This is a genomic window from Candidatus Sysuiplasma acidicola (assembly GCA_019721035.1).
Taxonomy (GTDB): domain Archaea; phylum Thermoplasmatota; class Thermoplasmata; order Sysuiplasmatales; family Sysuiplasmataceae; genus Sysuiplasma; species Sysuiplasma acidicola.
Genome location: JAHEAA010000003.1, coordinates 97,863 through 122,688, shown reverse-complemented (window position 1 = coordinate 122,688; position 24,826 = coordinate 97,863). Strand labels below are relative to the sequence as shown.

23 protein-coding genes are annotated in these 24,826 nt (G+C 53.1%); 8 read left to right on the top strand and 15 right to left on the bottom strand.

From position 1 onward, the window contains the following. Window positions 1-36: 36 nt before the first annotated feature. From KIS30_02355 to KIS30_02315, 9 genes are all read right to left on the bottom strand, one after another. Window positions 37-651: a bifunctional phosphoribosyl-AMP cyclohydrolase/phosphoribosyl-ATP diphosphatase HisIE gene (locus KIS30_02355; GenBank protein MBX8645589.1), complete on the bottom strand. Its 615-nt coding sequence runs from the start codon at window positions 649-651 to the stop codon at window positions 37-39. Further along, on the bottom strand, window positions 635-1,411 hold the full coding sequence (gene hisF, locus KIS30_02350; protein MBX8645588.1) for an imidazole glycerol phosphate synthase subunit HisF: 777 nt from the start codon (window positions 1,409-1,411) through the stop codon (window positions 635-637). Before hisF ends, KIS30_02355 begins: the two co-directional genes overlap by 17 nt. Beyond that, window positions 1,408-1,971 (bottom strand): imidazoleglycerol-phosphate dehydratase, encoded by a 564-nt coding sequence (locus KIS30_02345; protein ID MBX8645587.1) that lies wholly within the window; start codon window positions 1,969-1,971, stop codon window positions 1,408-1,410. The genes hisF and KIS30_02345 overlap by 4 nt, the downstream gene beginning before the upstream one ends. A gap of 14 nt (window positions 1,972-1,985) precedes the next feature. Beyond that, a complete protein-coding gene (locus tag KIS30_02340) occupies window positions 1,986-2,729 on the bottom strand; it encodes a 1-(5-phosphoribosyl)-5-[(5-phosphoribosylamino)methylideneamino] imidazole-4-carboxamide isomerase (protein MBX8645586.1) in 744 nt (247 codons plus the stop codon). Beyond that, on the bottom strand, window positions 2,729-3,346 hold the full coding sequence (gene hisH, locus KIS30_02335) for an imidazole glycerol phosphate synthase subunit HisH (GenBank protein MBX8645585.1): 618 nt from the start codon (window positions 3,344-3,346) through the stop codon (window positions 2,729-2,731). The genes KIS30_02340 and hisH overlap by 1 nt, the downstream gene beginning before the upstream one ends. After that, a complete protein-coding gene (hisC, locus tag KIS30_02330) occupies window positions 3,343-4,425 on the bottom strand; it encodes a histidinol-phosphate transaminase (protein ID MBX8645584.1) in 1,083 nt (360 codons plus the stop codon). The genes hisH and hisC overlap by 4 nt, the downstream gene beginning before the upstream one ends. Then, window positions 4,422-5,783: a histidinol dehydrogenase gene (gene hisD, locus KIS30_02325; GenBank protein MBX8645583.1), complete on the bottom strand. Its 1,362-nt coding sequence runs from the start codon at window positions 5,781-5,783 to the stop codon at window positions 4,422-4,424. The genes hisC and hisD overlap by 4 nt, the downstream gene beginning before the upstream one ends. Further along, a complete protein-coding gene (locus KIS30_02320; GenBank protein ID MBX8645582.1) occupies window positions 5,738-6,655 on the bottom strand; it encodes an ATP phosphoribosyltransferase in 918 nt (305 codons plus the stop codon). Before KIS30_02320 ends, hisD begins: the two co-directional genes overlap by 46 nt. A 173-nt stretch (window positions 6,656-6,828) precedes the next feature. After that, entirely contained in the window at window positions 6,829-7,062 is a 234-nt protein-coding gene (locus KIS30_02315) for a hypothetical protein (GenBank protein MBX8645581.1), read from the bottom strand. A 163-nt stretch (window positions 7,063-7,225) separates the two neighbouring features. Here KIS30_02315 and KIS30_02310 point away from each other — a divergent pair, with 163 nt between their 5' ends. After that, window positions 7,226-7,828 carry an SHOCT domain-containing protein gene (locus KIS30_02310; protein ID MBX8645580.1) on the top strand — a complete coding sequence of 201 codons (603 nt, stop codon included), beginning with the start codon at window positions 7,226-7,228 and terminating at the stop codon, window positions 7,826-7,828. Window positions 7,829-7,946: 118 nt separating this feature from the next. Continuing rightward, window positions 7,947-9,449, top strand: coding sequence for a lysine--tRNA ligase (lysS, locus tag KIS30_02305; protein MBX8645579.1), 1,503 nt, complete (start codon window positions 7,947-7,949; stop codon window positions 9,447-9,449). A gap of 69 nt (window positions 9,450-9,518) precedes the next feature. Here lysS and KIS30_02300 read toward each other — a convergent pair whose 3' ends face one another. After that, entirely contained in the window at window positions 9,519-9,926 is a 408-nt protein-coding gene (locus KIS30_02300) for a VOC family protein (GenBank protein ID MBX8645578.1), read from the bottom strand. 128 nt (window positions 9,927-10,054) lie between these two features. On the opposite strand from KIS30_02300, the gene KIS30_02295 reads away from it, so the two are divergent. From KIS30_02295 to KIS30_02285, 3 genes are all read left to right on the top strand, one after another. Next, window positions 10,055-11,512 carry an MFS transporter gene (locus KIS30_02295; GenBank protein ID MBX8645577.1) on the top strand — a complete coding sequence of 486 codons (1,458 nt, stop codon included), beginning with the start codon at window positions 10,055-10,057 and terminating at the stop codon, window positions 11,510-11,512. Window positions 11,513-11,593: 81 nt separating this feature from the next. Then, on the top strand, window positions 11,594-13,057 hold the full coding sequence (locus tag KIS30_02290) for a sulfatase (protein ID MBX8645576.1): 1,464 nt from the start codon (window positions 11,594-11,596) through the stop codon (window positions 13,055-13,057). A gap of 63 nt (window positions 13,058-13,120) precedes the next feature. After that, on the top strand, window positions 13,121-14,269 hold the full coding sequence (locus KIS30_02285) for a hypothetical protein (GenBank protein MBX8645575.1): 1,149 nt from the start codon (window positions 13,121-13,123) through the stop codon (window positions 14,267-14,269). Window positions 14,270-14,284: 15 nt separating this feature from the next. On the opposite strand, the gene KIS30_02280 is transcribed toward KIS30_02285, so the two are convergent. Further along, window positions 14,285-16,219 carry an alkaline phosphatase family protein gene (locus KIS30_02280; GenBank protein ID MBX8645574.1) on the bottom strand — a complete coding sequence of 645 codons (1,935 nt, stop codon included), beginning with the start codon at window positions 16,217-16,219 and terminating at the stop codon, window positions 14,285-14,287. Window positions 16,220-16,305: 86 nt separating this feature from the next. Between KIS30_02280 and KIS30_02275 the strand changes: the two genes are divergently transcribed. From KIS30_02275 to KIS30_02265, 3 genes are all read left to right on the top strand, one after another. Next, a complete protein-coding gene (locus KIS30_02275; protein ID MBX8645573.1) occupies window positions 16,306-17,916 on the top strand; it encodes a hypothetical protein in 1,611 nt (536 codons plus the stop codon). Between the two features lie 114 nt (window positions 17,917-18,030). Further along, entirely contained in the window at window positions 18,031-19,896 is a 1,866-nt protein-coding gene (locus KIS30_02270) for a CehA/McbA family metallohydrolase (GenBank protein ID MBX8645572.1), read from the top strand. Beyond that, the gene (locus KIS30_02265) at window positions 19,881-20,984 is read left to right on the top strand and encodes a beta-lactamase family protein (protein ID MBX8645571.1); all 1,104 of its coding nucleotides are present in this window, start codon (window positions 19,881-19,883) and stop codon (window positions 20,982-20,984) included. Before KIS30_02270 ends, KIS30_02265 begins: the two co-directional genes overlap by 16 nt. Before the next feature lie 3 nt (window positions 20,985-20,987). On the opposite strand, the gene KIS30_02260 is transcribed toward KIS30_02265, so the two are convergent. The 4 genes from KIS30_02260 to KIS30_02245 are packed head-to-tail and all read right to left on the bottom strand — an operon-like array spanning window position 20,988 to window position 24,823. Continuing rightward, on the bottom strand, window positions 20,988-21,980 hold the full coding sequence (locus KIS30_02260) for an ABC transporter ATP-binding protein (protein ID MBX8645570.1): 993 nt from the start codon (window positions 21,978-21,980) through the stop codon (window positions 20,988-20,990). Beyond that, window positions 21,967-22,941: an ABC transporter ATP-binding protein gene (locus KIS30_02255; protein ID MBX8645569.1), complete on the bottom strand. Its 975-nt coding sequence runs from the start codon at window positions 22,939-22,941 to the stop codon at window positions 21,967-21,969. The genes KIS30_02260 and KIS30_02255 overlap by 14 nt, the downstream gene beginning before the upstream one ends. Then, on the bottom strand, window positions 22,941-23,834 hold the full coding sequence (locus KIS30_02250) for an ABC transporter permease (GenBank protein ID MBX8645568.1): 894 nt from the start codon (window positions 23,832-23,834) through the stop codon (window positions 22,941-22,943). Before KIS30_02250 ends, KIS30_02255 begins: the two co-directional genes overlap by 1 nt. Beyond that, window positions 23,831-24,823, bottom strand: coding sequence for an ABC transporter permease (locus KIS30_02245; GenBank protein MBX8645567.1), 993 nt, complete (start codon window positions 24,821-24,823; stop codon window positions 23,831-23,833). Before KIS30_02245 ends, KIS30_02250 begins: the two co-directional genes overlap by 4 nt. Window positions 24,824-24,826 lie beyond the last annotated feature (3 nt).

Below are 24,826 nucleotides of genomic sequence, written 5' to 3'. Positions count from 1 at the left end.
CGCAATGCCTGCGTGCGCTGGCATGCAAAAAGCATGTCAATGTTTGCCATCGTTTTCGACGTGTCTCGCTCTGAGTTTTTCCAGCACTTCGGTGTAGCTCATACCCGTGTACTTCAGCGCAAGCAGGAAATGGAAGAGCAGGTCGGCGGCCTCGTCGACAGTCTGTGCAGTCTTTCCGTCCTTTGCACTCAGTATGAACTCGGCTGCTTCCTCACCGACCTTCTTGAGCGGTTCGTCCCTTTTCGAAAGGGTGCGAAAGACATAAGAATCAGCGGAGCTGTCGACCATCCTTTCGTCGAAAAGTCTTTCGAGCAGCAGGGGGATCGCAAGCGCGCTTCCTTTCCATTCCGTTCCGTCTTCGAAGAAACAGCTCCGCTTTCCCGTGTGACACACCTTCCCCGGTCCCTCGACATAAACCCTGGCGAGCAGCGTGTCGCCGTCGCAATCCTCCCTGAGTTCGACGAGTTTGAGTCTGTTTCCGGACGTTTCGCCCTTCATCCACAGCTTCTGCCTGCTCCTGCTCCAGAAGTGCACATATCCCGTCTCTTTCGTCTTCAGAATGGATTCGGCGCTGGTGTAGCCGAGCATCAGAACGGTGCCGTCCAGCGCGTCCTGCACAATGAGCGGCCTGAGTTCATCCAGCTCCGGCACCTCCCGTGTTCCTGACAGCTATGCCGTGTGACAGCAGCGCTCCCTTCACTTCGGCAATGCTCAGCGTGCCGAAGTGGAAAACGGATGCGGCAAGCGCTGCGTCCGCGCCGCACCTTCCGAGCACATTGATGAAATCATCAGTCGTGCCGCATCCGCCGGATGCGATGACAGGCACAGTTACTGAGGAAGCTACTGCGGACACCAGCCTCTCGTCGTATCCTTTCCCGGTTCCGTCTGCGTCTCTGCTCGTGAGCAGTATTTCGCCGGCACCGAGCTCCTGCACCCTGCGCGACCACTCGACCGCGTCCATGCCCGTTGCAAGCGTGCCAGAGTTTGTGTAAACTTCATAACGCTGCGACATAGTGTTCCACGCCGCATCTATTGAAACGACCACACACTGACTTCCGAACTCTTCGCTTACGCCCCTTATCAGCTCCGGGTTTCTCACCGCCGCCGTGTTGAGCGATATCTTGTCTGCTCCGCTGCCAAGCGCCCGCGAGACGTCTTCGAGCGACCTGAGACCCCCTCCCGCGGTCAACGGTATGAACAGGACGGAAGCCGTGTCACTGAGCCTGCCGAACATCGTCTCCCTCGATGCGTTGGTTGCGCCGATGTCAAGCCATGCAATTTCGTCCGCCCCCTCCTGCTCGTACCTGGCAGAGAGTTCCACCGGATCGCCTGCGTTCCTCAGGTTTTTAAATTTCACTCCCTTCACTACGCCATCGCCGAGTATGTCGAGGCACGGTATGATCCGTTTCATCCGTCATCCACCTCCAGCAGAACAGATCCCTTGGCCGAGACCTCCCCGTCCCTTCTCTCCATTGCCTGGCGCAGGGACAGACCGAGCGCCTTGAAAGCCGCTTCCACAACGTGATGCTCGTCCTTACCCCTGACAACAACCACGTGAAGATTTATCGCCGCATTGGATGCAAAGCTCGAGAGGAAATGTTCGAACGGCCATGCCAGTTCATCTGACGAAAAATAACTCCTGCCCGAAAGGTCGACGGCAACCTGGACAAGTGCATCGTCCATGGGGACAACTGCATATCCCATTCTCTTCACCGGCCAGTCGTCGATACATTTCTTCATGGCAATGCCCAGGCAGATGGCCACGTCTTCACTGGTGTGGTGTACCATGTCGCCCTTGGCCTTCACCGAGATATCGAATGAGGAGTAACGCGCGAGCGTATTGACCATATGACCTACCATCTGCAAACCCTCCGAGTCGAACTCACATATACCCCTGCCGTCGGCGTTCAGCGACAGCACTATCTGCGTTTCCTTTGTCTCCCTTCTCACACTGTGAACTCTCTGCTTCATCAGCAATCACTCCCTTACCTTCTGTTCTCCATGTTCTCAAATTTCTCAAATTTCTCAATCAGCTCCGGGAGCGATGCCCGGCCGTCATACAGCATCCTTCCCAGTATGGCTCCGTCGACGCCGCATGCGCCGAGCAGCTCGATGTCACCGAGACTCGAAATACCGCCGGCAACATTCAGCGGGTGGCGCACGGTGTTTCGTACCGCCTTCACCATAGTGACGTCGACCCCTGCTAGTCTTCCCTCCCTGGACACATCGGTTATCACAATGGAGTGCAGCGGCAGGGCATCGCATGCTGCCGCTGCCTCCTCAGGACGCGTGTCACGCTCCTCAGTCCATCCCGAAACCTTCACCCGTTCGCCTTCGTAATCAATGGATGCAATAATCCTGCCGGGGAAGGAGGCACTCATCCGTTCGAATTTCTCCCTGTCCGAGAATATGATTGTGGAAACCATCACCGCATCCGCACCCATGTCCAGGTAGCGTGCGATGTCCCGCTCACTCCTCACTCCTCCTCCGACCTGAATTTTCGCCGTAGCGCCTGAGAGTATAGCAGCGAGCGCATCCCTGTTAGCGCAGGAGGGCTGTCCAAATGCGCTGTCGAGATCCACGACATGTATGCGGCGCGCACCCTGTGATTCCCACCGCTCGAGCAAACTCACGGGAGAGGGACTTTCAAACACGGCGGAACCCTTCCTGCCGCCGACGAGTTTCACGGCATTTCCCCTGCGCAGATCTATTGAAGGAATGACCTGCATCACCGCACGCTCCTCACATGCTCGACGAAATTTGACAGCAGCTTCAGTCCCTGCACAGAACTCTTTTCAGGGTGAAACTGCACACCGAAACTCTTCCCCCGCGCTATCGCACTGGTGAACGTGACTGTGTCCGCCCCGTCCTTCATCGTGGTCGTTCCAACTGTATCGCATACGTCAGAAGGGACCGGTACGTACGAATGCACGAAATAGAACGGTTCGCCGTCCGGAATGTCCTTAAAAAGTATGCTGTCAACGGTGTGCGACACCGGTTCCCAACCCATGTTAGGCACCTTGCGTGCCTGAAGTTTCTTAACACTTCCCGGAATGATACCGAGTCCTGCGCCACCTCCCTCATCGCTGTGTTCCAGCAGCAGCTGACATCCCAGGCATATGCCTAGAACTGGTTTGTCTTTTATGAGTTCCACCGTCTCTGCTCTGCTCCCTTCGAACCATCTTGAACCGGCAGAAAATGAGCCGACGCCGGGGAGTATGATGCCGTCCGATCCGAAGAGTTCGGCAGGCGTTCTGGCTATGGCCGCTTCAGCGCCAGTCCGCTCCACAGCCTTTGTGATGCTGTGCATGTTGCCCACGCCGTAACTGGCAATGGAAATCTTCATAGAGCACCAGCCATGATTTCTTTGAGCTCTTTCAGAAAGATGTCATTCTCTTTCCTGGTCCTCACCGTTATACGAAGGCAGTCGCCGTATCCCGGCTGCTCTATCTTCCGGGTGAATATGCCATTCGACTGCAGCATATCGCAAACCGCATCGCGTTTTCCATTGAACTCTGCGAGCAGGAAATTAGCCGCAGAAGGATAGACAGTAAGTCCGAGCCTTTCCATTTCGCTTCTCAGATATTCTCTCTCGACTGCATTCCTCTCCCTTATGTTCCTGACAAAGTGCTGATCGGCCAGTGCTTCAAGCGCAACGCTCTGGGACACGGACGTCACGTTGAACGGATTCTTGATCCTCCTCAGGAGCGATGCAGTGGTATCACCGGAAATCGAATAACCGATCCTGAAATTAGGCAGGCCGTATATCTTCGAGAATGTCCTCACCACGACAAGGTTGCCGAATTCGTTGACGAGCGGCGCAACGGTTGTGTCCGCATACTCCGCGTAAGCTTCGTCTACGACAACGATGCCGTCGAACGAAGAGGCAAGAGAGGCTATATTCTCGCTGCCCAGGACGTTACCCGCAGGATTGTTGGGACTCGAAATGAGAAGCATCTTGCCCTGGCCTGGATCGAAACCTTCCAGCGACGGCGGCTTTCCCATGAACGGGCTTACGATTTCCGCCCCGTTGAGCGAGGCAAAACGGTTGTACATCCAGTATGCAGGAACGGGGACAACTGCCCTGTCTCCCCTGTTTATGAACACTCTCGTCAGCATATCCAGTATCTCGTCTGCTCCGCAGCCCACGACCACCTGTTCAGGCGTAACACCGTTGAGCGATGCTATCGCATTCCTCAGTTTTTCTGCAGTCTGATCTGGATAATAAGCGCATTCCTGAAGTCCGCCTATCATATCTGATGCCCTTCCCTCGAGCAGTTTCCTGACACCCGGGCAGGGCCCATACGGACTGGTGTTGTCATTCATCTTTACCGAATTTTCGCCGCGCGGATAAACATAAAGATATTCTTCAGCGGAGACAATCTCTTCCCTCGCCATCGATTCCGGTTTCACCTTCGGGTTCATTGCACATCCTTACCCGTTACTCCACTGGAACGGCCTCTCAATTCCATGGCCGCCGCATGTGCGGACAGCCCTTCCGATTTAGCTAGCGTTGAGCCGTATGCGGAGAGTTTCTCCGCCGTGATGCTGCTGATCCTCTGCCGTTCTACCACCTTCATGAAATCGGTCACCTGGAGGGGAGAGGAGAAACGGGCCGTCCCCATCGTCGGAAGTATGTGATTTGTCCCGGTGATGTAATCGCCGAACGCGACGGAAGAGTATCTGCCTATGAATACGGATCCTGCATTTCTCACCCTGTTGCCGATATTCTCAGCCACTTCGCCCACCGCGAACAGGTGCTCGGGCGCGTACTCTTCCGCAAACTGCTCCATGTATTCCGGGGATGCAGCCAGAACAGTGCTGTAGTGCTCCATCGCTGACGAAGCGGGCATTCCCGCGCGGGCCAGTCTGGCGTTCATCCGTTCGGTGACTGCAGCTATGAGTTCTTCGCTGTCGCTGCACAGAACGCCGCACGCACCCGAGCCGTGTTCCATCTGTGCAATCAGCTCTGAGGCAACTATCTCTTCATCCCCGATTGCCGTTCTGTCTGCCAGCACGAGTATCTCTGTCGGACCTGCAATTGAATCTATGCCGGTGAGGCCGAGAGAAGCAACGATCGCTTTGGCGCGTGCAACATAGGAATTACCGGGACCGACAATCTTGTCCACCTTCCGTATGCTCTCGGTGCCGAACGCCATGGCTGCCACCGCCTGGGCTCCACCGACGGTGTATATTTTTTCGATGCCAGACAGCAGGCAGGCTGCGGCCACATAACGCAGGCGCCTGCCGCTCCTGTCAGGCGGAGTGAAGAGCACTATTTCTCCGACACCGGCGATCCTGGCCGGAATGGCTGCCATTAGCACTGTCGAAGGATATGCAAAGTTTCCACCTGGAACGTAGATGCCCACGCGCCTGAGCGGTACATATTCGCGTTCCACACGCGATCCGTCAAACTCAAGCATGTGTCCCGCAGGGAGACCACCGGAGTGGAAGCGCCCTATATTCGACGCCGCAATCCTCATTGCATCCAGAATGTCGCCGTCGACATCAGAAGACAGTGCCTTTATCTCATAGCCGTCGATCATCAGCGTTTCCAGCCTTACGCCGTCGAGTTCCTCTGTCAGCTGCAGGAGCGCGCGATCCCCTTCCGTGCGCACCATCTCAAGAATGCGTTCGACGACAGCATCGATGTCATTCGTGGATGCGTGCCGCTTTCTCAGAGCGGCGGCTGCCGACGCACAATCCCTGGCGCTGTTGCACACGAACAGACCCGCGTTCACGGAACCAGCCTCTCTATCCTTGAAACGAGTATGCCTGTGCATCCAAGTGCCTTGAGTCCGGGTATCAGCGTGTTTATTTCACTGGATTCCACGACTGAATGAAGCGCAAAGAAATCATCTCTTCCGGAAATGCGCATGAATGTCGGTCCCTCCATGCCCTTGAGAAGCCGCCTGACGGCAACCTCCGAGTGCGATGGGACGTTGACCATCAGATATCTCTTCGATCTGGCATCCTGGACACTCCTGAGGAGGCAGAGGAATTCGTCGATTTCCTCCCTTCTCTTCTCAAGCGCCCCGGCGCCTGCTATCACGACGGCTGTTGATTCAGCCACCACACAGAGAGATCTGAGACCGTTGCTACGGAGCGTTGCACCCGTTTCGACAATATCAGATATGGCATCGGCAATGCCTATCATCGGAGCAGCTTCTGTCGTGCCCGAGACTGTTACAAGCTGCACCTTCCTGCCAATTTTCTCAAAAAATCTTCCTGTGATATTGGGAAACATTGTCGCGACTCTGATACCGTCGGAGAGCTCTGTAGCGTCAGTTGCGGAAGAGTTCTCGGGGACAGCGATGCAGAGAGAGCACTTTCCAAAATCGAGCTCCATCAGCTCGCTGACCGCGCCGTCACCATATTCCATGACAAGGTCCCGTCCCGTTATTCCAATGTCTGCGGAGCCGGACTTCACCAGTCCGATGATATCTTTGGCTCTGACCGATTGCAGCTGGTAACGGGAACGTTCATCTTCGGAGACGAGTGTCCTGTCGCCGGGAGGCGGAAGATCTATGCCCACTACGGAGAGCAGTTTTTCTGCGCCCTCTCTCAGTCGGCCTCTTCCCGGAATCGCAATACGCAGTCTGTACTCAGCAGACAGATAAGGCACCCCCGATTCCAGACCCGCGGTTGCGTGCAAAAAACAGCTCTGTACTACACCATCTCAGGGTGAAGTAAACCATACACGGGGATTTTTGCCATGTAATTATTCCTCTTTCTTCTTCTGCCCAAGATGGACGCACTAATAAGCCTTTCGTATGGAATCGAATTTATTTCATGCTTCAAGGAAAACATTCAATCGCACTTTTCCATCTAAAGTATTCTGCCTGTTTCCTTCTTCCCTAAATCGCGCGGATGTAAAACTAACTGCTGAATCTCAGGTGCTTCGTCCGGATCCAGTCCCTGAAAATTGTTTGTACCGCCAAGTCTGTTGAGACCCATTCCCCTCGAGGCAATCATGAAACCGGAGCCACCTATGGGCTGAATATACAAAGTAGAGAGACGGAGTATCCTGTCCATAATACCCATCGACACTATGACGTTCACGACGTTCTCCTTCTCGCCCAGGCATTTAACTCTCTTCGGTTCATATGCATTGGCTCAGGTGATTCCCTCATCTCCTCAATGAAAACAGAACTGATATTGTTGGCGAACAGTTCATAAATCCCATGGCCCATCTACTCACATTCAGGAGAAAATTGTGATTAATATGCCATTATTCGGAAGCAACAGCGGATCGGATGAGCCGGAAGCCAAGTTCACAGAACTGCCGCAGAAGATCATGGAAAAGTTTCAGCCCATGCTCCTTCCCGGCGAGAAAATAGAGATGGCTCTGAGGGGCATCGCCGGATCGCATGTTGAAGGAAGTATGGCGGTTGGCAGTATGGGCGGTATGCGCGGCATGCAGACTACAAGAGGGGAACAGGTTGGCCATCCTTGGCTGGTCATAACGAGTCAGAGACTCTTCCTTCTGTCGACTGGACTCATATCCTTCGAGAGCAGACAGTTCACATGGGACAAGATCAATTCCATCGAGTTTCAGCAGGGCGTTGTTGAAGACAGGATTGTAATAACAGGCATGGGTGTCAATGAGATATGGACTTTCTGGAAGAAGCTGCGACAGACCACGCAGCAGCTTGTTCAGGCGGTCAATCAGAAGATAGCTGGGGCCGCAGAACAGGCGAGGCACGTAATCATAGACGGAGGAGGAGCGCAGAAACAGGATCCGCTCGCCGAACTGAAGATGAGACTCGTGAAAGGAGAGATTACGCCGGACGAATACCAGAAGCTGAAGACCGTGCTCGAGAGCTGATTGTCAGGATCTCTTCTCAGCCTTAACTGCGCGCCGCTTTCGACAAAAAGCTTATTCAATGAGCGTTTTCCTGTGTCGTCGTCTGCGCGCAGAAGCGCGACGGCCGGGATGAAGCACAATGTCAGAAGACGGAGAACAGCGCACTGAAGAGGAAATAAACAGACTCATCGAGATCCGTCGCGAGAAACTCAGGAAGCTGACAGAGAATGGAGTGGAAGCGTTCGCGTACTCGTTCAAGAGGACGCACACGGCCGATGAAATAAAGGAAAAATTTGCAGATGCAGGACACGAACCGTCGGCCGAAACAGTCAGTGTGGCCGGTCGCATAATGTCTGTCCGGGATCACGGCAAGTCGTGCTTCATGAATCTGAGGGACAGGTCCGGCACGGTTCAGATATACGGACGACAGGACAAACTCGGAGTTGAAGCGTATTCGTCATTCAAGGACACCGATGCGGGCGACATAATCGGCGTCGAGGGCCATGCATTCAAGACCAGACGCGGCGAAATCACTATAGACGTTTCATCATTCACGCAGCTGGCAAAATCACTCAGGCCCCTTCCGGAGAAGTTCCACGGACTGAGAGATGTCGAATCGCGGTACAGGATGCGCTACGTGGATTTGGCAGTGAACGAGGATGTGCAGAAGATATTCATCATGCGAAGCAGGATTGTCAGCGCGATGCGCGGCTGGCTGGACGAAAGGGATTTTATTGAAGTCGAGACACCGGTGCTTACACCGGTGCCCGGGGGTGCACTTGCCAGACCGTTTTCAACACACTACAACTTTCTGGAGCAGGATTTCTATCTGAGGATAGCGACCGAGCTATACCTGAAGAGGCTCATAGTCGGCGGAATGGAAAAGGTGTACGAGATTGGAAAGGACTTCAGGAATGAGGATATGGACACGACGCACAACCCTGAGTTCACAATGCTGGAGCTGTACGAAGCATTTTCAGATTACAGAGACATGATGGAATTGACAGAGAACATGGTGAGCTACGCTCTGCATGAGGCTACCGGCTCATATGAGCTGAACTACCGTGATCAGCATCTGGATTTCAGAGCGCCGTGGAAAAGGATGTCAATGGTCGACGCCATAAGAAACGTGGGCGAGATTGACGTCGACTTCGGTGACAGGGAAGAACTGATGAAGGTCGCAAAGAAACTGAAGCTCGAGAACATCAAGGATGAGATGAGCGCGGGAGAGCTCATAGCGGAGCTGTTTGACCAGCGCGTTCAGGAACATATAGTGCAGCCTACCATTGTTTTCGACCATCCTGCCGAAATCAGCCCGCTGGCCAAGAGGAAGAGGGGCGATACGAGATTCGCAGAACGTTTCGAGCCCTTTGTCTGCGGCTTCGAGTTTGGAAACGCGTTTTCCGAACTCAACGATCCCATTCAGCAGAAGGAAAATTTCGAAAGCCAGAAGAAGGCACGGGAGAGAGGAAACGAGGAAGCGCATCCGTACGATGCCGATTATATCACGGCAATGGAGTACGGGCTTCCGCCGACCGGCGGCCTTGGCCTGGGCATAGACAGGATATGCATGGTGTTCGCCAATGTGGAATCAATAAAGGAGGTAATCCTCTTTCCGCAGATGAAGCGTAAAACAGACTGAAAAACGGCAGCTTTGCGCACCCGGCTTTGCTGCGCGGCGGTTTAATGAACGAATTGGCACTGCGCTCTGTCATGACGAAGAGACGAACAATTCGATGTAGTTTCCGTCCGGATCCCTGACATAAACCCATCTGCTTCTCTCAGTTCTGATTTCCTGCACGACGGGATGCCCTGCCTTCGCGCACTCCTCGACAGCGGCGTCCAGATCATCCACCGAAAATGCGAGATGATCCAGACCCTCACCCACAGTATACGGTGCATCGAACATGCTCCCCCTGTCATAGTAATTCAGTTCCAGCTCCGGTCCCTCGGGGCTGCAGGCCATCGAAACAACCTCGCCACTCGCCTCCTTGATTTTCTGCCTGCTCTTCACGTGCATTCCCAGAATTTTGGTGTAGAAATCGATTGACTTTTCCAGATTGCTGACCCTGATGCCGGTGTAAACAAACTTGGTTTTCATTTTCTCGCGATACGTCATGACGGTGTTTGCCGTTAAAAATGCTTCTTTGATGCCGGTGCATCTCAGCAGCAGAGCCTGAACGGGCACTGCATGCGGCAGCAAATTTCGGGAGCGCTATATACAAGAACGATCTAGAGAGCGGCTGCATGGACTACAAGTGGAAAGCTCTCTCCGTCACTTCAATAGGTGTAGCGATGTCGGCGGTTGACAGCACGATCGTCATACTCGCCCTTTTTCCCATAGCGACCAGCCTGAAGTCGAATTTCGTCACCATAGTATGGGTGATCATAGCGTACATACTGATGAGCACTGCGCTTGTCCTGAGTCTGGGAAGGATTGCCGACATATACGGCAGGAAGAAGATGTACAACCTCGGTTTCGTTGTCTTCACAATTGGTTCAGGGCTTTCCGGTGCCGCGCTTACCGGAACCGAGCTTGTACTCTTCCGCGCCGTTCAGGGCATAGGAGCTGCGATGCTCATAGCCAATTCGTTCGCGATAGTTTCGGAGGCTTTTCCCCCGTCTGAGAGGGGAAGGGCGTTCGGTCTCAACTCAATAGTCTGGGGTTCAGGCTCCGTCCTGGGCATCGTCCTGGGCGGTGTGATAATCGCTTTTACAACATGGAGACTGATATTCTTCATCAATGTGCCGATAGGCATATTCGGAACACTGTGGGCATACAGGACATTGAAGGAGTCAAAGGAAACCGGAAGCAGGAAAGTTGAGACATTCGATATTCAGGCTGCCGTTCTGTTCACACTCGGCCTGATAGCTCTCCTGTTCGGCATAACCTGGGGCCTTCTTCACGGGTGGACGGATCCTGTTGCGATAACCGCACTGATGTCTTCACCGCTGTTTTTCGCATTATTCGGCATTTGGGAAGCGAAATACAGCAATGATCCTATCGTCGATTTTGGCATGTTCAGAAACAGGGTGTTCACTTTCTCGATCATAAGCGCAATACTTCAGTCGATAGCGGTTTTCAGCGCCAACTTCCTGCTGCTGTTCTATTTCGAGGGAATAGACGGACTTCCGATTCTCACTGCGGCATACCTCATCATACCGATGGCCGTCATGACATCGATTGTGGGTCCCTTCGCAGGTGTGCTCACCGACAGGATAGGATCGAGGGTCGTGGCATCATCCGGTCTCGCAGTGCAGGCAATTGTTCTGATCATACTGAGCAGGCTGAGCCTTACGACGCCTCTTCTCTTCGTTGCAATCGTGGAGGGACTGTACGGCGTCGGAGGAGGACTCTTCTGGCCGGCAAACACAAGCGCAATAATGTCTGCGACGCCGGGCAACAAGTACGGCGTTGCATCCGGCATAATGAACACGTTCAGAAGCACTGGCATGGTGCTGAGTTTTGCTCTCTCACTGGTGGCGGCAACTAGCGTCATTCCGGCAGCATATGTCTACCACCTGTTTGTCGGCGATATAGTCGGGAGGCTGCCAGCCAGACTGGCAGGTGAGTATCTCACTGGCCAGGGCTTTGCGTTTGAAATTTCAGCGATCCTGCTTGTAATTGCAACGTTGATATCCATACTGCGGAACCCAATGCCGGGCGGCGTATCGAGAAGTTTCACTGTAACCGACGAGGATTGATGTCTGCGTATCAGCCAGCGGTTTTAATCGTTACAATTATTACCGTGCCATGCTTGCGCAATACTGCACAGGTGCCGGCAAATGAATACCATTGTAATAGTCACTGACAGCCTCAGGGCAGATTTCGTATCCTGCTATGGAAACAGATGGATAAAGACTGATAATTTCGACAGATTCAGCCGTACATCAATGAAAGTTACACATGCGTATCCGGAAGGACTTGCGACCATCCCCGTGAGGACTGCACTGTTCACCGGTCGTTACACGCTGCCTTTCAGGGGATGGCAGGGACTCGAAAGGCAGGATGTGCTTCTGGCCGAAACGCTGTGGGGCAAGGGTATCAGAACTGCACTGATAGCCGACACATACCACATGCACAAACCCGGCATGGGATTCGACAGAGGCTTTGATGAAGTGCAGTGGGTAAGGGGCCAGGAGTCGGATTTGTTTGAGACGGGTGATGTGAAGATACCTGACTTAAGCAGATTCGACAAGGAGCATAAATCCGACCCTACGCACGGCAGAAGGCTTGAACAGTATTTCAGAAACATATCACGCTACGACTGGCAGGACGAGAGCAACCATTTCGTCGCACAGGTAGCCGGCAAGACCGTGGAATGGATTGATGAAAAATCGGACAATGGCGATTTTTTCCTCTGGGTTGACAGCTTCGATCCGCATGAACCGTGGGATCCCCCTGAGCCATACTGGAGTATGTACGGGAAGACGAAGGGCGTGGCGGACGTGATATCTCCTGTATACGGACCGGTCGACGGCTATCTCACCGAAGAGGAACTGAAACGCGTCTCCTCCCTCTATGCGGGCGAAATTACTCTGGTAGACAAATGGATAGGAAAAGTGTTCGATGCTGTCGAAAAGAAAGGACTGATGTCTGATACGATGGTCATATGGCTATCTGACCATGGTGAACCGCTCGGAGAGCACGGAATGGTTATGAAGGCGAGGCCGTGGCCGTATGAGGAACTAATCCGGATACCGATGCTCATTCACCATCCGGAGGGAGCGATGGACGGCAGAAGCGTCAGGGGAATGGTCCAGACGTGTGATATCATGCCGACTGTGCTGGATTTCTTCAACATACATGAAAAGATGAAACACGGAGGAGAGGCTCTGCCCCCTACACATGGCGAGAGCATGCTCCCGCTACTGAGCGGAGAGAAGGATAAGCTGAGAGATTACGTACTGAGTGGCTATTTCAGAAAGTCATGGTCGGTAACGGACGGCAACTGGAAGTATATCACATATCTTGAGGAGGAGGCTACGAGGTACCTTGCGTGCGACATAACAGAAAGAATGTCATCGGCGGATCGCAGGAGCATCGTCGACCACAGACGTCCGGAACTCTACAACCTCACAGAGGATGCTGCCGAGAAGAACAACCTGCTGCCGAACGCGGACGAGAACACAAGAAATGTTGGAGACGACCTTGAACTGACAATGCGGCGCATGATCGACTCGCTGCAGGCGCATGACAGGATGGAGACACCGCCACATTTCGATTTCCTGGGCAGACTGCTGAACTGACACATCGCCTGACCTCCATTCTCAAATATGAGAATGAGTATCGTGCCAAAAAGTGATTGACACATGCATAACAGGAAACACAGCATAGCAATTATTGTCGCAGTCTCCGTGCTGCTGTTGTCTCCGGCGCTTGTTTCGGCTTCCGGGCAACAGCAGACTGCGAACGGAAACGCAGGAACCCGCGCATCGTTTAACTTCATGCCGTGGGTTTGTCAGTTCTGCGGAGCTTACAACAATTCAACGAACATGATTGTGAGGCACCACGAACAGTTCACATCACTCTCATATGAGCAATACTATCTCGGTCCTACAAACTATTCATTTTCCAGAGCCGGCCTCGTGTCGCCAAAAAAGCTCGCCGAGAAATTCGGTCTACCCGTCTATCCGATGATCGTTTCGTCCAACAAGGCTGCGATGCATAAACTCTTCACAAACACCACGGTGCAGTCGAAATTCATAAGCGATGCTCTGCAGACGGCAGTGAGCAGGAGCTACGCTGGATACAACATGGACTTTGAAGTTCCATACTACAAGGACTCGATTGCATTGACGGGTTTTATTGCCAACTTCTCTTCCGCGCTGGAAAAGTCCGGCCTTTCACTGTCGGTTGATCTGCCGGGAAGCGCGGTCCTCCAGCATTTTTCGCCAACCTCGTACGGCGGTGCATACAACTGGAGTGCGATTGCCGGAACAGGCGTATCGAAACTCATAGTGATGGATTATTTCTCGATAGGCGATTTCGAGCAGGTCGTGAACTATTCGATAACACACATACCGCTGAACAAGCTCTCTGTTGCGCTGCCGGATTACGGGTTTGGCTTCATTGTCAACACCAGCACGACTGCTCAGTTCCCGTTCAGCATAGTCAAGACGATAAAGGCGCACATGTTCGGACAAGTGAAGTCGATAGTCCACGACGCGCTGCTGCAGCATGCGAATGTGACCAAGCACTTCGGCGCATTCTATGGCGAACCGTACTACAGGATTGTGTATCCTGGTGAAGTCGGAACCGCGTACGAGTATTATTACGTCAATAGCCATGCAATGCAGCTGAGGCTGGATTACCTCTCAAGCCTCGGAATACATCAAGTAGCGATGTGGAGACTCGGCGCAGTGGACAACACCATCTGGGGACCGCTGCAGAGCTACGCTTCAACATCTACCGGATATTCGACACAGACTATCATGGCCGCGGCAAAGCAGGATGAATGAGGGCAGATACACCAGTCAGTCTTCGTCCGTCACGTCGCCCTTGAAGCCCTTCGGCGCCACTATGACCCTGGTCCGCACGGGATACTTTGCTTTAGCCGTGGTATGACTGAGCCTGGCTGCCCCGCCTTCAAACATGTCCTTGGGGACAGCACCCTCACACTGTGCGGTCGTTTCCATGTCGAGCAGCTTGCATGCAATAGGAACGACATCAGTCAGAGAGATGGCGTGCTTCCTGCCGTACCCTTTCTTCAATCCCGGCGCCGAAGCCACAAATGTTGCGAAATTCGACGAAAACTCTGTCTCAGCAGTCGGGGGCTGAGGACCATGATTCGCGCCGCCTGTTTTCCAAACGATTCTCTTCTCTCCCAGCGAGGCGACTTCACTTCCGCTCCAGACGTAACCTCTGTCGAACACAAGCACTATGTCTCCGATTCCTTTGCCCCACAGGCCTGCGACGTCGGCTTCCTCTCTACGCAGCACAGAGGCGAAAGGGGAAAGACCGTTGTCCGGATCCCTGATTGACAGAATAGCCGATCTGACCTCCTCCCTGAAGCTGTTGTATTCCGCTGGTTCCACAACCCCTTCCGGATCCCTTCCCCTAACGTTCAGATAAACATGAGACAGATTTACGAAAACTCTTGAAGATGGTATATCGACCCTGGGGACACCGTCCACCACATCAATCTTTGTCCATCCTTTTTCCATGAAGAGATTGTAAAGTGAGACACGGTGGTGGTTTGGTATGTTTCCGTGATCAGACACGACGAGGAATGCATCCTCTTCGTCGGCAATATCCATGAGCTTGCCTACGAGCTCGTCCGCCAGTGCGTAACCTTCACGAAGCATTTCGATCGCGTGCATCTCGCTCTCTCCCCCCTCATAGTCTCCACCCGTACTGTCGGCAAAGCCGAGATACGAATGCTGCAGCGTATCAACGTAATGCCAGTGAAGGAAAAAGAGAGACGCCTCGTAGCGGTCGCCCATGAATTCGAAGCATCTCGCTATCCAGCGGATCTTGTACCTTGCCTCATCAAGGAATGTTTCACGATCTACGAGGCCGGCAACATACAGTTTGCCAATATCATCGTTGATATATGGACCTATACTTGAGGACAGTTCCAGCCCCACTTCCGCCGGCGAGCAGAAATCGGTATCCAGGTACATGCTGCTTCTGTAAATACGCATGGAAATGCCATCATTCGAAGCACCTCGGCGGAGAATCTTCCATCTCACTGTTGCATTGCCGTCACCGCACTTTATGCGCAGCCAGTCCGTCCATTCGCCTTCATTGAACTCAACCTTTCCACCCTCGTACTCCAGTGTTGCGCGTACGCAGGACTCAACCGATACTCCTGCGGGCTTTTTCAGGCGGAAGGTGTATTTTCCGTGATTGTTCCTGAACGGAATATCTATGGACACAGAGCCGTCCTGGTTCCACGGCTCGGTCCACTTTTCCCATTTTGAATCCTTACCCTTGACTTTCACCGGTATGTTGTATACACAGGATGTAGCGAGCCCGAAATAATCTCTGTTCGGTCCGTAAAACCAGTCGACGTGATAAATTCCATCCTGATCTGAAGGATATCCGATATAGTTGAGCAGGACGGATTTCCTGCCATGCCTCCGGGCAGTTTCCCAGAGATATTCCGCCTTGCATACAGTTGACGTCATGCACTCGTCGAAATGGTCCTCCTCCAGACTCTCACCGGCGGAATGCGAGCCCCACAGAAAAACACCGTGTGTTCCGGAGGTGGCACCGGTGGAAATGGTTGCCCAGTTTGTGGGCGTGAAGACCGGAAGGCTGGAAACAGCCTTTGAATACACTCCGTTTGAAATCAGCCTGGCAATGTTGGGCATCCTTCCTTCGGAAAGAAAGCGTTCCATTATTTTGGGCGACATACCGTCTATTCCGGCCAGAAACAGTTTTTTCTCATTGCTCATTTCGTTCAACTGGCCTGAATTGACTATATCTAATAAGACTTTCCCGCGGCAGTAATCGCAAGCATTATGCTTTCTTTGACATACTTGCACGGCTGTTGAGAAGAAACATGAAACGTTTCGATTTAGAAGAGAACATGGGCCAGCTTTTCCAGATATCGTTGCCGCAGGACAACACAGCCAGGTGGGAGAAACTGATTGAAGAGATTAGACCCGGAAGTATCGTGATTCAAGGGGCGAACGTTTCCAGTTCCCGCGACATTAAAGCGTTTGTGAAGAGAGTGAAAGTTATTTGCAGCAACGTCGGGATTCCGCAGGACCATGCGCCCCTGATCGGCATAACACAGGAAGGTGGATGGATCAGCAGGATTGACGACATTGCCAACAGCCCCGGCAATATGGCGCTGGGTGCATGCGACAGCAGGGAATCCACATACGCCTCATACAGGGCCATGGGGGAAGAGCTCCGTTCGTGCGGCATACAATGGAATCTTGCACCGACTGCCGATGTCAACACAGAACCTACGAATCCCATCATCGGCGTCAGATCGTTTGGAGATGATCCTGAGCACGTCTCAAGGCACACAGTCTATGCGATGGAAGGACTCAGGGATGCGGGCGTTCTCTCATGCGTCAAACATTTTCCGGGCCATGGTGCCAGCAAGTCCGACTCGCACCTCACGCTGCCTGAAATAGACAAAGGCATACAGGAACTGAAAAAAATAGATCTTCTGCCATATCGTGCCGCAATAAAGAACAATGCCGACTCCATTATGATTTCACACATACATTTTCCGCGCATTGAGAATAACGGCCTTCCCGTTCCGGCCTCCCTCTCGAGGAAAGTTGTCACAGACCTGTTGCGCGACAGGATGAATTATGACGGACTGATACTGACAGATTCGCTGTCAATGGCGGCAGTCGCAGACAATTTCAACATGGAGAAGGCTGCAGTGATGGCCGTTGAAGCGGGCGTGGACGTGCTCGAATGCGCCGTGCCGGAAAGATACATCGAACTGTATAACGGCCTGAGGGCATCTCTCTTGTCAGGCGGCGTGAAACGCAGCAGAATTGCCAGAAGTCTCGCTAGATTTACCGAATTGAGGAGAACACTCGCAGGCATTGGCGGTAAGGCGGCACCTTGGTCGATAGCGGTACGAAAACATGTGACGGTGGAAGCAACATTTTCAACAGTGACGGAAATCAACAGTCTGCAGGATTTCCGCCTTCCTGCTCCCGGAGCAGGAAAGGTGCATACTGTTTTCTTCAGCAGAAACAGATTCCTGGAGGAAAAACAGGCACGCAGGAATCAGAGCCCGGTCACTCCTGCACTGAACGAATGGGGTCTTCGTCCTGGCATGAGTCTGCAACTGCCGAGAGGTATCGGGAAGTATAGCATTGCTGGAGAGGTAGACCGTATTGCGGCGGCAGCAAGAGAAGGAGATGCGGTGATTGTATTTGCGAACGATGCACTGTCCGGTCATGTGCTGAACGACACACCGCCGCAAATGCTGTTTGCCAGGAAGCTGGCATCAGGTATGAGAGGAAGAGTGGCGGTCGTGGGCACAGGCACGCCGTACGAGGCGGCATTTATTCGCGAAATACCTTACATTGCGGCGTACAGTTACAGGCACGATGCACTTCTCGCATCTGTGGGCGTTCTCGCTGGCGCGGTACGCGCACGTGGACGCCAGCCCGTGAAAATCTGAATGCACATGCGTGCGGACAGGAGACAGTGATTGACCGATGATCGGCAACTGAAAGACAAGCCTCAGTCTGCGATCAAATAATGTAGATGTGTGTTGTGACCGTAATCAGATAACATGGCGGCATACAACATCTACTGGGGAGATCCGCACGGGCATTCCGGTTTCTCCGAGTGCTACTGGAAGGACACGGACTTTCCCTCATGCAAACCTGAAGTCTACTACAGGAACGCGAGATACAGCGCAGGACTCGACTTTGCCACACTCACTGACCACGACCTCAACTTAACGCAGGAGGATTGGAACGGGATAGTCACAGCGTCCAACGAGGCCAATGAGCCGAATGCTTTTGTCACAGTGCCCGGGTTTGAATGGACTTCGGCGAAATACGGTCACCAGAATCTCTACTTCATAGATGATTCGGGCCCGCTGATCAAATGCAGACAGTCGGGAAGAAATATCGGACCCATGGACAAGACTGCCCTCTGGGCATCCTCGGAACCGCAGGACTGGATGCCGCCTTCGAAGCTCTGGCATCTACTTGAAGGCATGGAGGGACGCGTCATAACTGTGCCGCACCACGTGGGTGTGAGTCAGATGCCGTACGACTGGAATTATCACAACCCTGCGTTTCAACCGGTTACGGAGATTACTTCGCTGTGGGGAAATTTCGAATCGCCGGAGACCGATATAGATCACGGCATCTCGGACGTTCTGCCGGACAGATACGTCAGAGATGCCCTGAACCGTGGCTACAGGCTAGGATTCATCGGCGGAGGCGACAGTCATGACGGGCATCCTGGCGACACCTATTTCGGACCAAGAAGGAAAAGGAATGTCATCGAGGGACTCATTCTAGGAAGAAGCAGGGTGGGGAGAGACATAGCAGAGTTCATTTCGGACAAGACCGCAAACACCAGGGGACTCACTGCAGTGCTTGCAGAACGGCTCACAAGAGATAGTGTTTTCAGAGCCGTCACCGAAAGAAGATGTTACGCGACGACCGGTGCCAGGATAGAGATTGCTTTCACGGTCAATGGAATGCCTATGGGTTCCGAGTTCACCATCGGGAGCGATGAGAAGGTCGAACTGATGGTGAGCGTTAGAGGGACTGCCAGCATAAAGAGCGTCGAAGTCGTCAGAAACAACGGTTTCGCCGGAAAGTGGGAACCCGGCTCAAAGACCTTCCGTGCAACAATAAACGACGTTCCAGGAAGGGGTGTCACGTGGTATTACCTAAGGGTGCTGCAGAAGGACGGACACAGGGCATGGTCCTCTCCCGTATGGGTTACAAGGCCGGGATTTCAATGCCTCTTTTCACGAGAGGGAGATTACATCAAGGTAAGGAATCCTTCGTATTCAGTTGCCGTTCCGCACAAGGTACTTGTCTATTCGGCAGAGCCGCTGACATTCAACCGATTGTTGACTGAAAGGGGCAGGAGGACGTTTCATGACGGCTATAACCTGCGGATAAAAAGGACGGCGGAACTGGAAGCAGTTCTTGAGATCACGGGATTGAGCACAGAGGGAAAGAGACTCTTTTCCGGATCGGTAGATTTTCATAATGCGGCGCAGATGAGGTTCAGAACGTTCAATTTCAGGACTGTGAAGTACGGCGGAGATCTCTATGCGACAAAGAGACAGACTGTATCGTGGAGTTTTACTTCAGAAGGGGAACCTAAAGGACTCTCAGTGCTCGTCAGAGCGAAGTTGCTGAAGACGCTATCGTTCCGCTTCCGCAGCGACATGCATCCGGACGTGTGGAAGGCGCCTTTGCACTTCAACGGTGCAAAAAGCGATGTGGAATTGGCGGGTTGCGTGCTTATAGAATATCACGGTGACGCCCTCGTCATGAAAAAAAGAGTTCCGTCGATACCTGGATTCGAAACAACCCGCATAGCGAAGACGCGGGCAAAGGGGCAGTACATACTTGCTTATGCTGAAGACGCGGAGAGTGAACCGCTCAGATGGCCAGGAGAGTAGTTACGAATAAAGTGACAGCTGTGCAGCCTGATGACAGGCGCAACCCGGATAGCAGGCTCTCCGAATTGCTGAGGAAGGGTACGGGCAGGACACATACGTGCGCGGCTGCCGGAGCTTGGAGAGAGGGCAAAATGCTGTTTGAGGGGTGCACAGGATATACGACGACAGGGGGAAAAACGAGGAGGAGGGTGACGCGTGATTGCCTCTTCGATATTGCATCCATAACCAAGATATTCACGTCGATTATTGTCATGCAATCGTGTGAGGAGGGACTCCTCAGCCTTGATGACGCCGCTGGCGACATCGTTCCGGGCCTGAGTGGTGAAGGACTCCGAAAATCGACGGTCTTCGAGCTGATGTCACACACGTCAGGACTACCCGCGCTGAGAAATTCGATGAAGCGATGCGCATCGAGGGCATCCGTGCTGAGAGTCCTCAACTACGTAGATGTCGGGAAGCGGTGCGTTCCTGTATACAGCGACCTCGGTTTTATGCTCCTTGGCGAGATTGTTGAGACGATTCACGGGAAGAGGGAGGATGAGTTGATAAGAGAGAGGATAACGGAGCCGCTCGAACTCCATTCCACGCTTTACAATCCTGACAGGAGCGGATGCTGCGCCCCCACAGGTTATTCGCACATCAGGAAGAGGGATCTGATATGCGAAACGCACAACGAGGTTGTTGCCAGGATGGATGGCGTTGCAGGTCACGCAGGGCTGTTCTCAACCCTCGGCGACCTTGCGACGTTTGCCTCTACGGTTCTGTCCGACTGTGTTGAGGGAACTGGAGTATTGCTGAGACAGTCGAGTTTGAAAAAGATGATCAGACCGGTCTCAGACATATTCGGCATGCCGTACGGCCTTGGCCTGATGCTGCGCACAAAGGACGATGGAGGATATCCCATCGAACGCGGTGTGGTATTTGGCCACACAGGGCATACCGGAACTTCCGTCTGGATGGATGTCGACAGGAGACTCGTTTCGATTCTGCTGATGAACAACGATGCGGTGGGCGGCACGTTGGAAGATGTGCGTGGAATCAGGAACGAATTTCATTCGTTCGCGGCTGCAGTCGCAGACAAAGGCTGAGCGTCAGTTGATATGCCTGAGCTCTTCCGTTTCGATCGGATGCAGGCAGGCCACACTCCTGCCGTTGGGAGCGATCGTAAGAGGGGGAAAAGACTTGCTGCATTCTTCCGTTCTCCTCGGACATCTGGCAAAATATCTGCAGCCCCCGAGCTTCCACGGGTCCGCCGCATCAGGATCAACGTCGGAGCCCTCACGTTCAGCCGGCTTATTCCTGCTGCTCCCTTCAGACAGCGGCGCATGACTGATGAGCACAGAAGTGTAGGGATGTCTCGGAGCCGTTAGGATATCCTCAGCAGCAGAATCCTCCACCACCTTCCCCGAGTACATGACAACGATCCTGTCAGATGCATATGCGGCAACTCCCATGTTGTGCGTTATGATCATATAACCCATGCCTCTCTTCGACGCCAGCCTCTTGAGCAGATTCAGTATGCCTGCAGCGGCCGACGCATCGAGCATGCTTGTCGGCTCGTCCGCAACAATGAAATCGGGTTCCGTCGCCAGCGCCCTTGCTATGGCGATGCGCTGTTTCTGCCCGCCGCTAAGCTGATGTGGATATTTAGAGAGAAACTCCGTTTCCAGACCCACCTGATCAAGCAATGCCTCACTCGCACTTCTGAGTTCGGTTCTTGACGAGATGCCGGAGATGAAGCGAAGCGGCATCGACAGGTAATCTAAGACCACATGCTTCTGGTTCATGGCATCATAAGGATCCTGGAAAACAACCTGCACATGTTTTCGGAAGTTCTTCTGTTCTTTTTTCTTCAGCCTGTGTATATCCTTTCCGGCAAAGAGCACGGCGCCTGAGTCCGGCCTGACGAGTCCGAGAAGCGCCCGGCCAAACGTCGTTTTGCCGGCCCCGCTCTCACCAACAACCGACACCAGGTCAGACAGTTTGAAGGAGATAGTCACGTCGTCGATGGCCGGTACAACCCTCCCCTGAGAAGTGAACCTGACCGATACCCCATCCAAGCCTATCGTTCTACTTTCCGCCATTGCCATACCTCGGATGGTAACAGTACACGACTCTTCCGTTGTCGAGCGTGGTCGCTGGCGGTTCGGAATCGAAACATTCGCTGGTAGCGAATTTGCATCTGCTGCTGAACCTGCAGTTGCGCGGGAGATTGATAGGGGAAGGCGGGTATCCCGGAATCGATTCCACCGTCTCTCCGCGCCTGTCAAGAGTTATGTTGGAATCGATGAGTGCTTTCGTGTACGGATGTGCGGGGGTTGCCAGCACGTCCGAGGCCTTTCCCGATTCGACAATCCTGCCCAGGTACATGACTGCAAGGCTGTCGCACATATCCGCTATGAGCGACAGGTCGTGCGAAATGATTACGACAGTGGACCCAGAGGCCTTCACTATCTCCTTGAGCAACCGGAGAATGTGTTCCTGCGAAACAACATCGAGTGCAGTAGTGGGCTCGTCCGCAATAATGAGTTTCGGATCGAGCGCTATGGCCATCGCTATGACCACACGCTGTTTCTGCCCGCCGCTAAGCTGATGAGGGTAACGGCGCAGTATATCGGATGGCAGTCTCACCTTACGCAGAAGCTCGGCCGCCATGTTCATTGCCTCTTTCCGCGTACCGCCGTTGTGATCGATTATCACTTCGGTTATCTGCTCGCCCACACTGCTCACTGGATTAAGGCTGTTCATGGCCCCCTGAAAAACCATGGACACCTCCTTCCATCTGAAGAGTCTGCGCTCCTCACCGCGCAGCGATGTTACATCCTTTCTGTTGACTGTGATGCGGCCCTCGACCCGACCTGGTTCTCTGACCATTCCGAGCAGTGAAAGGCCTATCGTCGTCTTTCCGCAACCCGACTCTCCGGCAATGCCGAAGATGGATCCTTCCTCAATGCTCAGGTCGACGGCATCCACGGCCTTGACCATGCCTTTCCTGGAAGGGAATGTGACGGACAGCCCGTGTAAATCTGCTATAATCGCTGCCATCACCTTCCCTCTGTCGAATAGCGCGGATCAGTTATGTCACCAAACGCTCTCGCAAGCAGTGTCATGGACACTCCTGTGAGTGCGATAGCCAGACCAGGCAGCGTAATCCACAGTATGCCGTTGTGATATATCGCTCCTTCAATCTGTGCGTTGTAAAGAACAGTCCCCCAGCTGTAACTCGTCGTGCTCGCGAGGCCGATGAATGCCAGTGAAGCATCGGCGATTATTGCATAAATCACGGCGAGCAGGGCATTTGCCAGTATCAGTGAAATGATGTTCGGCAATATCATCCTGAAAAGAATAAAAGTTTTCGTTGTATTGCTTACAATGGCACTCTCAACGAAACCGCGTTTTTTCAGGGAGAGCACCTGTGACCGTATCATCCTGGACATTGGGGGCCAACCGAACACAATGATTACAGTGAGAACGGTTATCACACCCGGACCCATAATTGTTGAAACGAATATCATGAAGGCAATCGATGGTATAACAAGCATAACATCCACGAATCTCATCAGTACCTCGTCAACGAATGAACCGATGTACCCGGACACAATGCCGACGAGCGTACCAATCGATGTAATACCTACAGCGGAAACGAAGCCTATCTCGAGCGACAGACGTGTCCCGTAAATCATCTGGCTGAAAATGTCCCTTCCCAGCCCATCCGTTCCGAAAAGATGGGCAGCACTCGACGGCAGGTACGGTTTCGCTACGATAGCGTAAGGAGAGTATGGCGCTATGAACGATGAAAAGAGAGCGATAAAGGCGAGAGCGGACAGTATGATGAGGCCGGTCATTCCGCCCCTGTTCATTAGCAGTTTCTTCAGGAAGGTATCCGTTCCAGACTCGGTTTTGAAGAGTCTTTCAAGCTTCAACTCCTGCATCATCATGAATATCGGATCCTCGGGTCAATGTAGGAATAGATTACGTCCGCGATGAAATTCGCGCCAATTACGGTGATGCCGAGAATATAGAAAACACCCTGGATAATCGGGTAATCGTGTGAAAGGATCGCGTTGAAGAGGAGTGTGCCAACTCCCGGATAACTGAATACAATCTCCACAAGCAGGGCGCCGCCGACGACATAGCCGAAATGAACGGCAATAAGGCTCACGATCGGAAGGATGCCGTTGCGCAGGCCATACTTATAATAGAGACGCGATTTGCGAAGCCCCTTCGCTTCGCCCGCCACCATGTAATCCTCCCGAATAATGTCTGCGAGCGTGTTCCTCATTATAATGGCGTAAACTGGGGTCGTGGCTACGATGATTGTAATCATTGGCAGCATGGCGTGATAGAGAACATCCTGTATGTACTGGGGCGAGAACATAGGACTCGTATCTGTTATGGATATTGCGCCGCCTATCGGGAACAGCCTCAGTACTACCGCGAGAACTATTTGGAACATGATTGCGATCCAGAAGTACGGCATTGATTGTGTGGTCATCGCGGTGTATGTAAGGAGCCTGTCAAGCGCCTTGCCGCGATTCATACCGGCGTACAGACCGGCCATAGTGCCTGCAAATGCGGAAATAGCGACGGAGCTTCCAACAAGGAAGAGTGTCCATGGAAGTGATATAACGAGCAGAGACCAGACGGACTGAGGATAGTATTCATAAGAAAAACCAAGATTTGGGGGGAATGTGAAAACCACGTTCTTGAGATACAGGAGAAACTGAACGTAAAGCGGCTTGTCCAATCCAAACTGCGCCGTCAGCTGCTTGATGGCCGAAGGCGGGAGCTGCTGTGATGCGGCTATTATCTCAACAGGATTGACTGCAATCAGGCGCGGTATGATAAAAATCATAAGCAGCGCGATGAAAAAAGTCAGTACGGCGTACAGTGCACGCCGCACCAGAAAACGCACAGATATGCCCAACTC

Coding starts and splice junctions, on each gene's coding strand:
- hisF (MBX8645588.1), bottom strand. CDS start 1,411: ATGAAACGGATCATACCGTGCCTCGACATACTCGGCGATGGCGTAGTG.
- KIS30_02345 (MBX8645587.1), bottom strand. CDS start 1,971: ATGAAGCAGAGAGTTCACAGTGTGAGAAGGGAGACAAAGGAAACGCAG.
- KIS30_02340 (MBX8645586.1), bottom strand. CDS start 2,729: ATGCAGGTCATTCCTTCAATAGATCTGCGCAGGGGAAATGCCGTGAAA.
- hisH (MBX8645585.1), bottom strand. CDS start 3,346: ATGAAGATTTCCATTGCCAGTTACGGCGTGGGCAACATGCACAGCATC.
- hisC (MBX8645584.1), bottom strand. CDS start 4,425: ATGAACCCGAAGGTGAAACCGGAATCGATGGCGAGGGAAGAGATTGTC.
- hisD (MBX8645583.1), bottom strand. CDS start 5,783: ATGCACAGGCATACTCGTTTCAAGGATAGAGAGGCTGGTTCCGTGAAC.
- KIS30_02310 (MBX8645580.1), top strand. CDS start 7,226: ATGCCATTATTCGGAAGCAACAGCGGATCGGATGAGCCGGAAGCCAAG.
- lysS (MBX8645579.1), top strand. CDS start 7,947: ATGTCAGAAGACGGAGAACAGCGCACTGAAGAGGAAATAAACAGACTC.
- KIS30_02300 (MBX8645578.1), bottom strand. CDS start 9,926: ATGACGTATCGCGAGAAAATGAAAACCAAGTTTGTTTACACCGGCATC.
- KIS30_02295 (MBX8645577.1), top strand. CDS start 10,055: ATGGACTACAAGTGGAAAGCTCTCTCCGTCACTTCAATAGGTGTAGCG.
- KIS30_02290 (MBX8645576.1), top strand. CDS start 11,594: ATGAATACCATTGTAATAGTCACTGACAGCCTCAGGGCAGATTTCGTA.
- KIS30_02285 (MBX8645575.1), top strand. CDS start 13,121: ATGCATAACAGGAAACACAGCATAGCAATTATTGTCGCAGTCTCCGTG.
- KIS30_02270 (MBX8645572.1), top strand. CDS start 18,031: ATGGCGGCATACAACATCTACTGGGGAGATCCGCACGGGCATTCCGGT.
- KIS30_02265 (MBX8645571.1), top strand. CDS start 19,881: ATGGCCAGGAGAGTAGTTACGAATAAAGTGACAGCTGTGCAGCCTGAT.
- KIS30_02260 (MBX8645570.1), bottom strand. CDS start 21,980: ATGGCGGAAAGTAGAACGATAGGCTTGGATGGGGTATCGGTCAGGTTC.
- KIS30_02255 (MBX8645569.1), bottom strand. CDS start 22,941: ATGGCAGCGATTATAGCAGATTTACACGGGCTGTCCGTCACATTCCCT.
- KIS30_02250 (MBX8645568.1), bottom strand. CDS start 23,834: ATGATGATGCAGGAGTTGAAGCTTGAAAGACTCTTCAAAACCGAGTCT.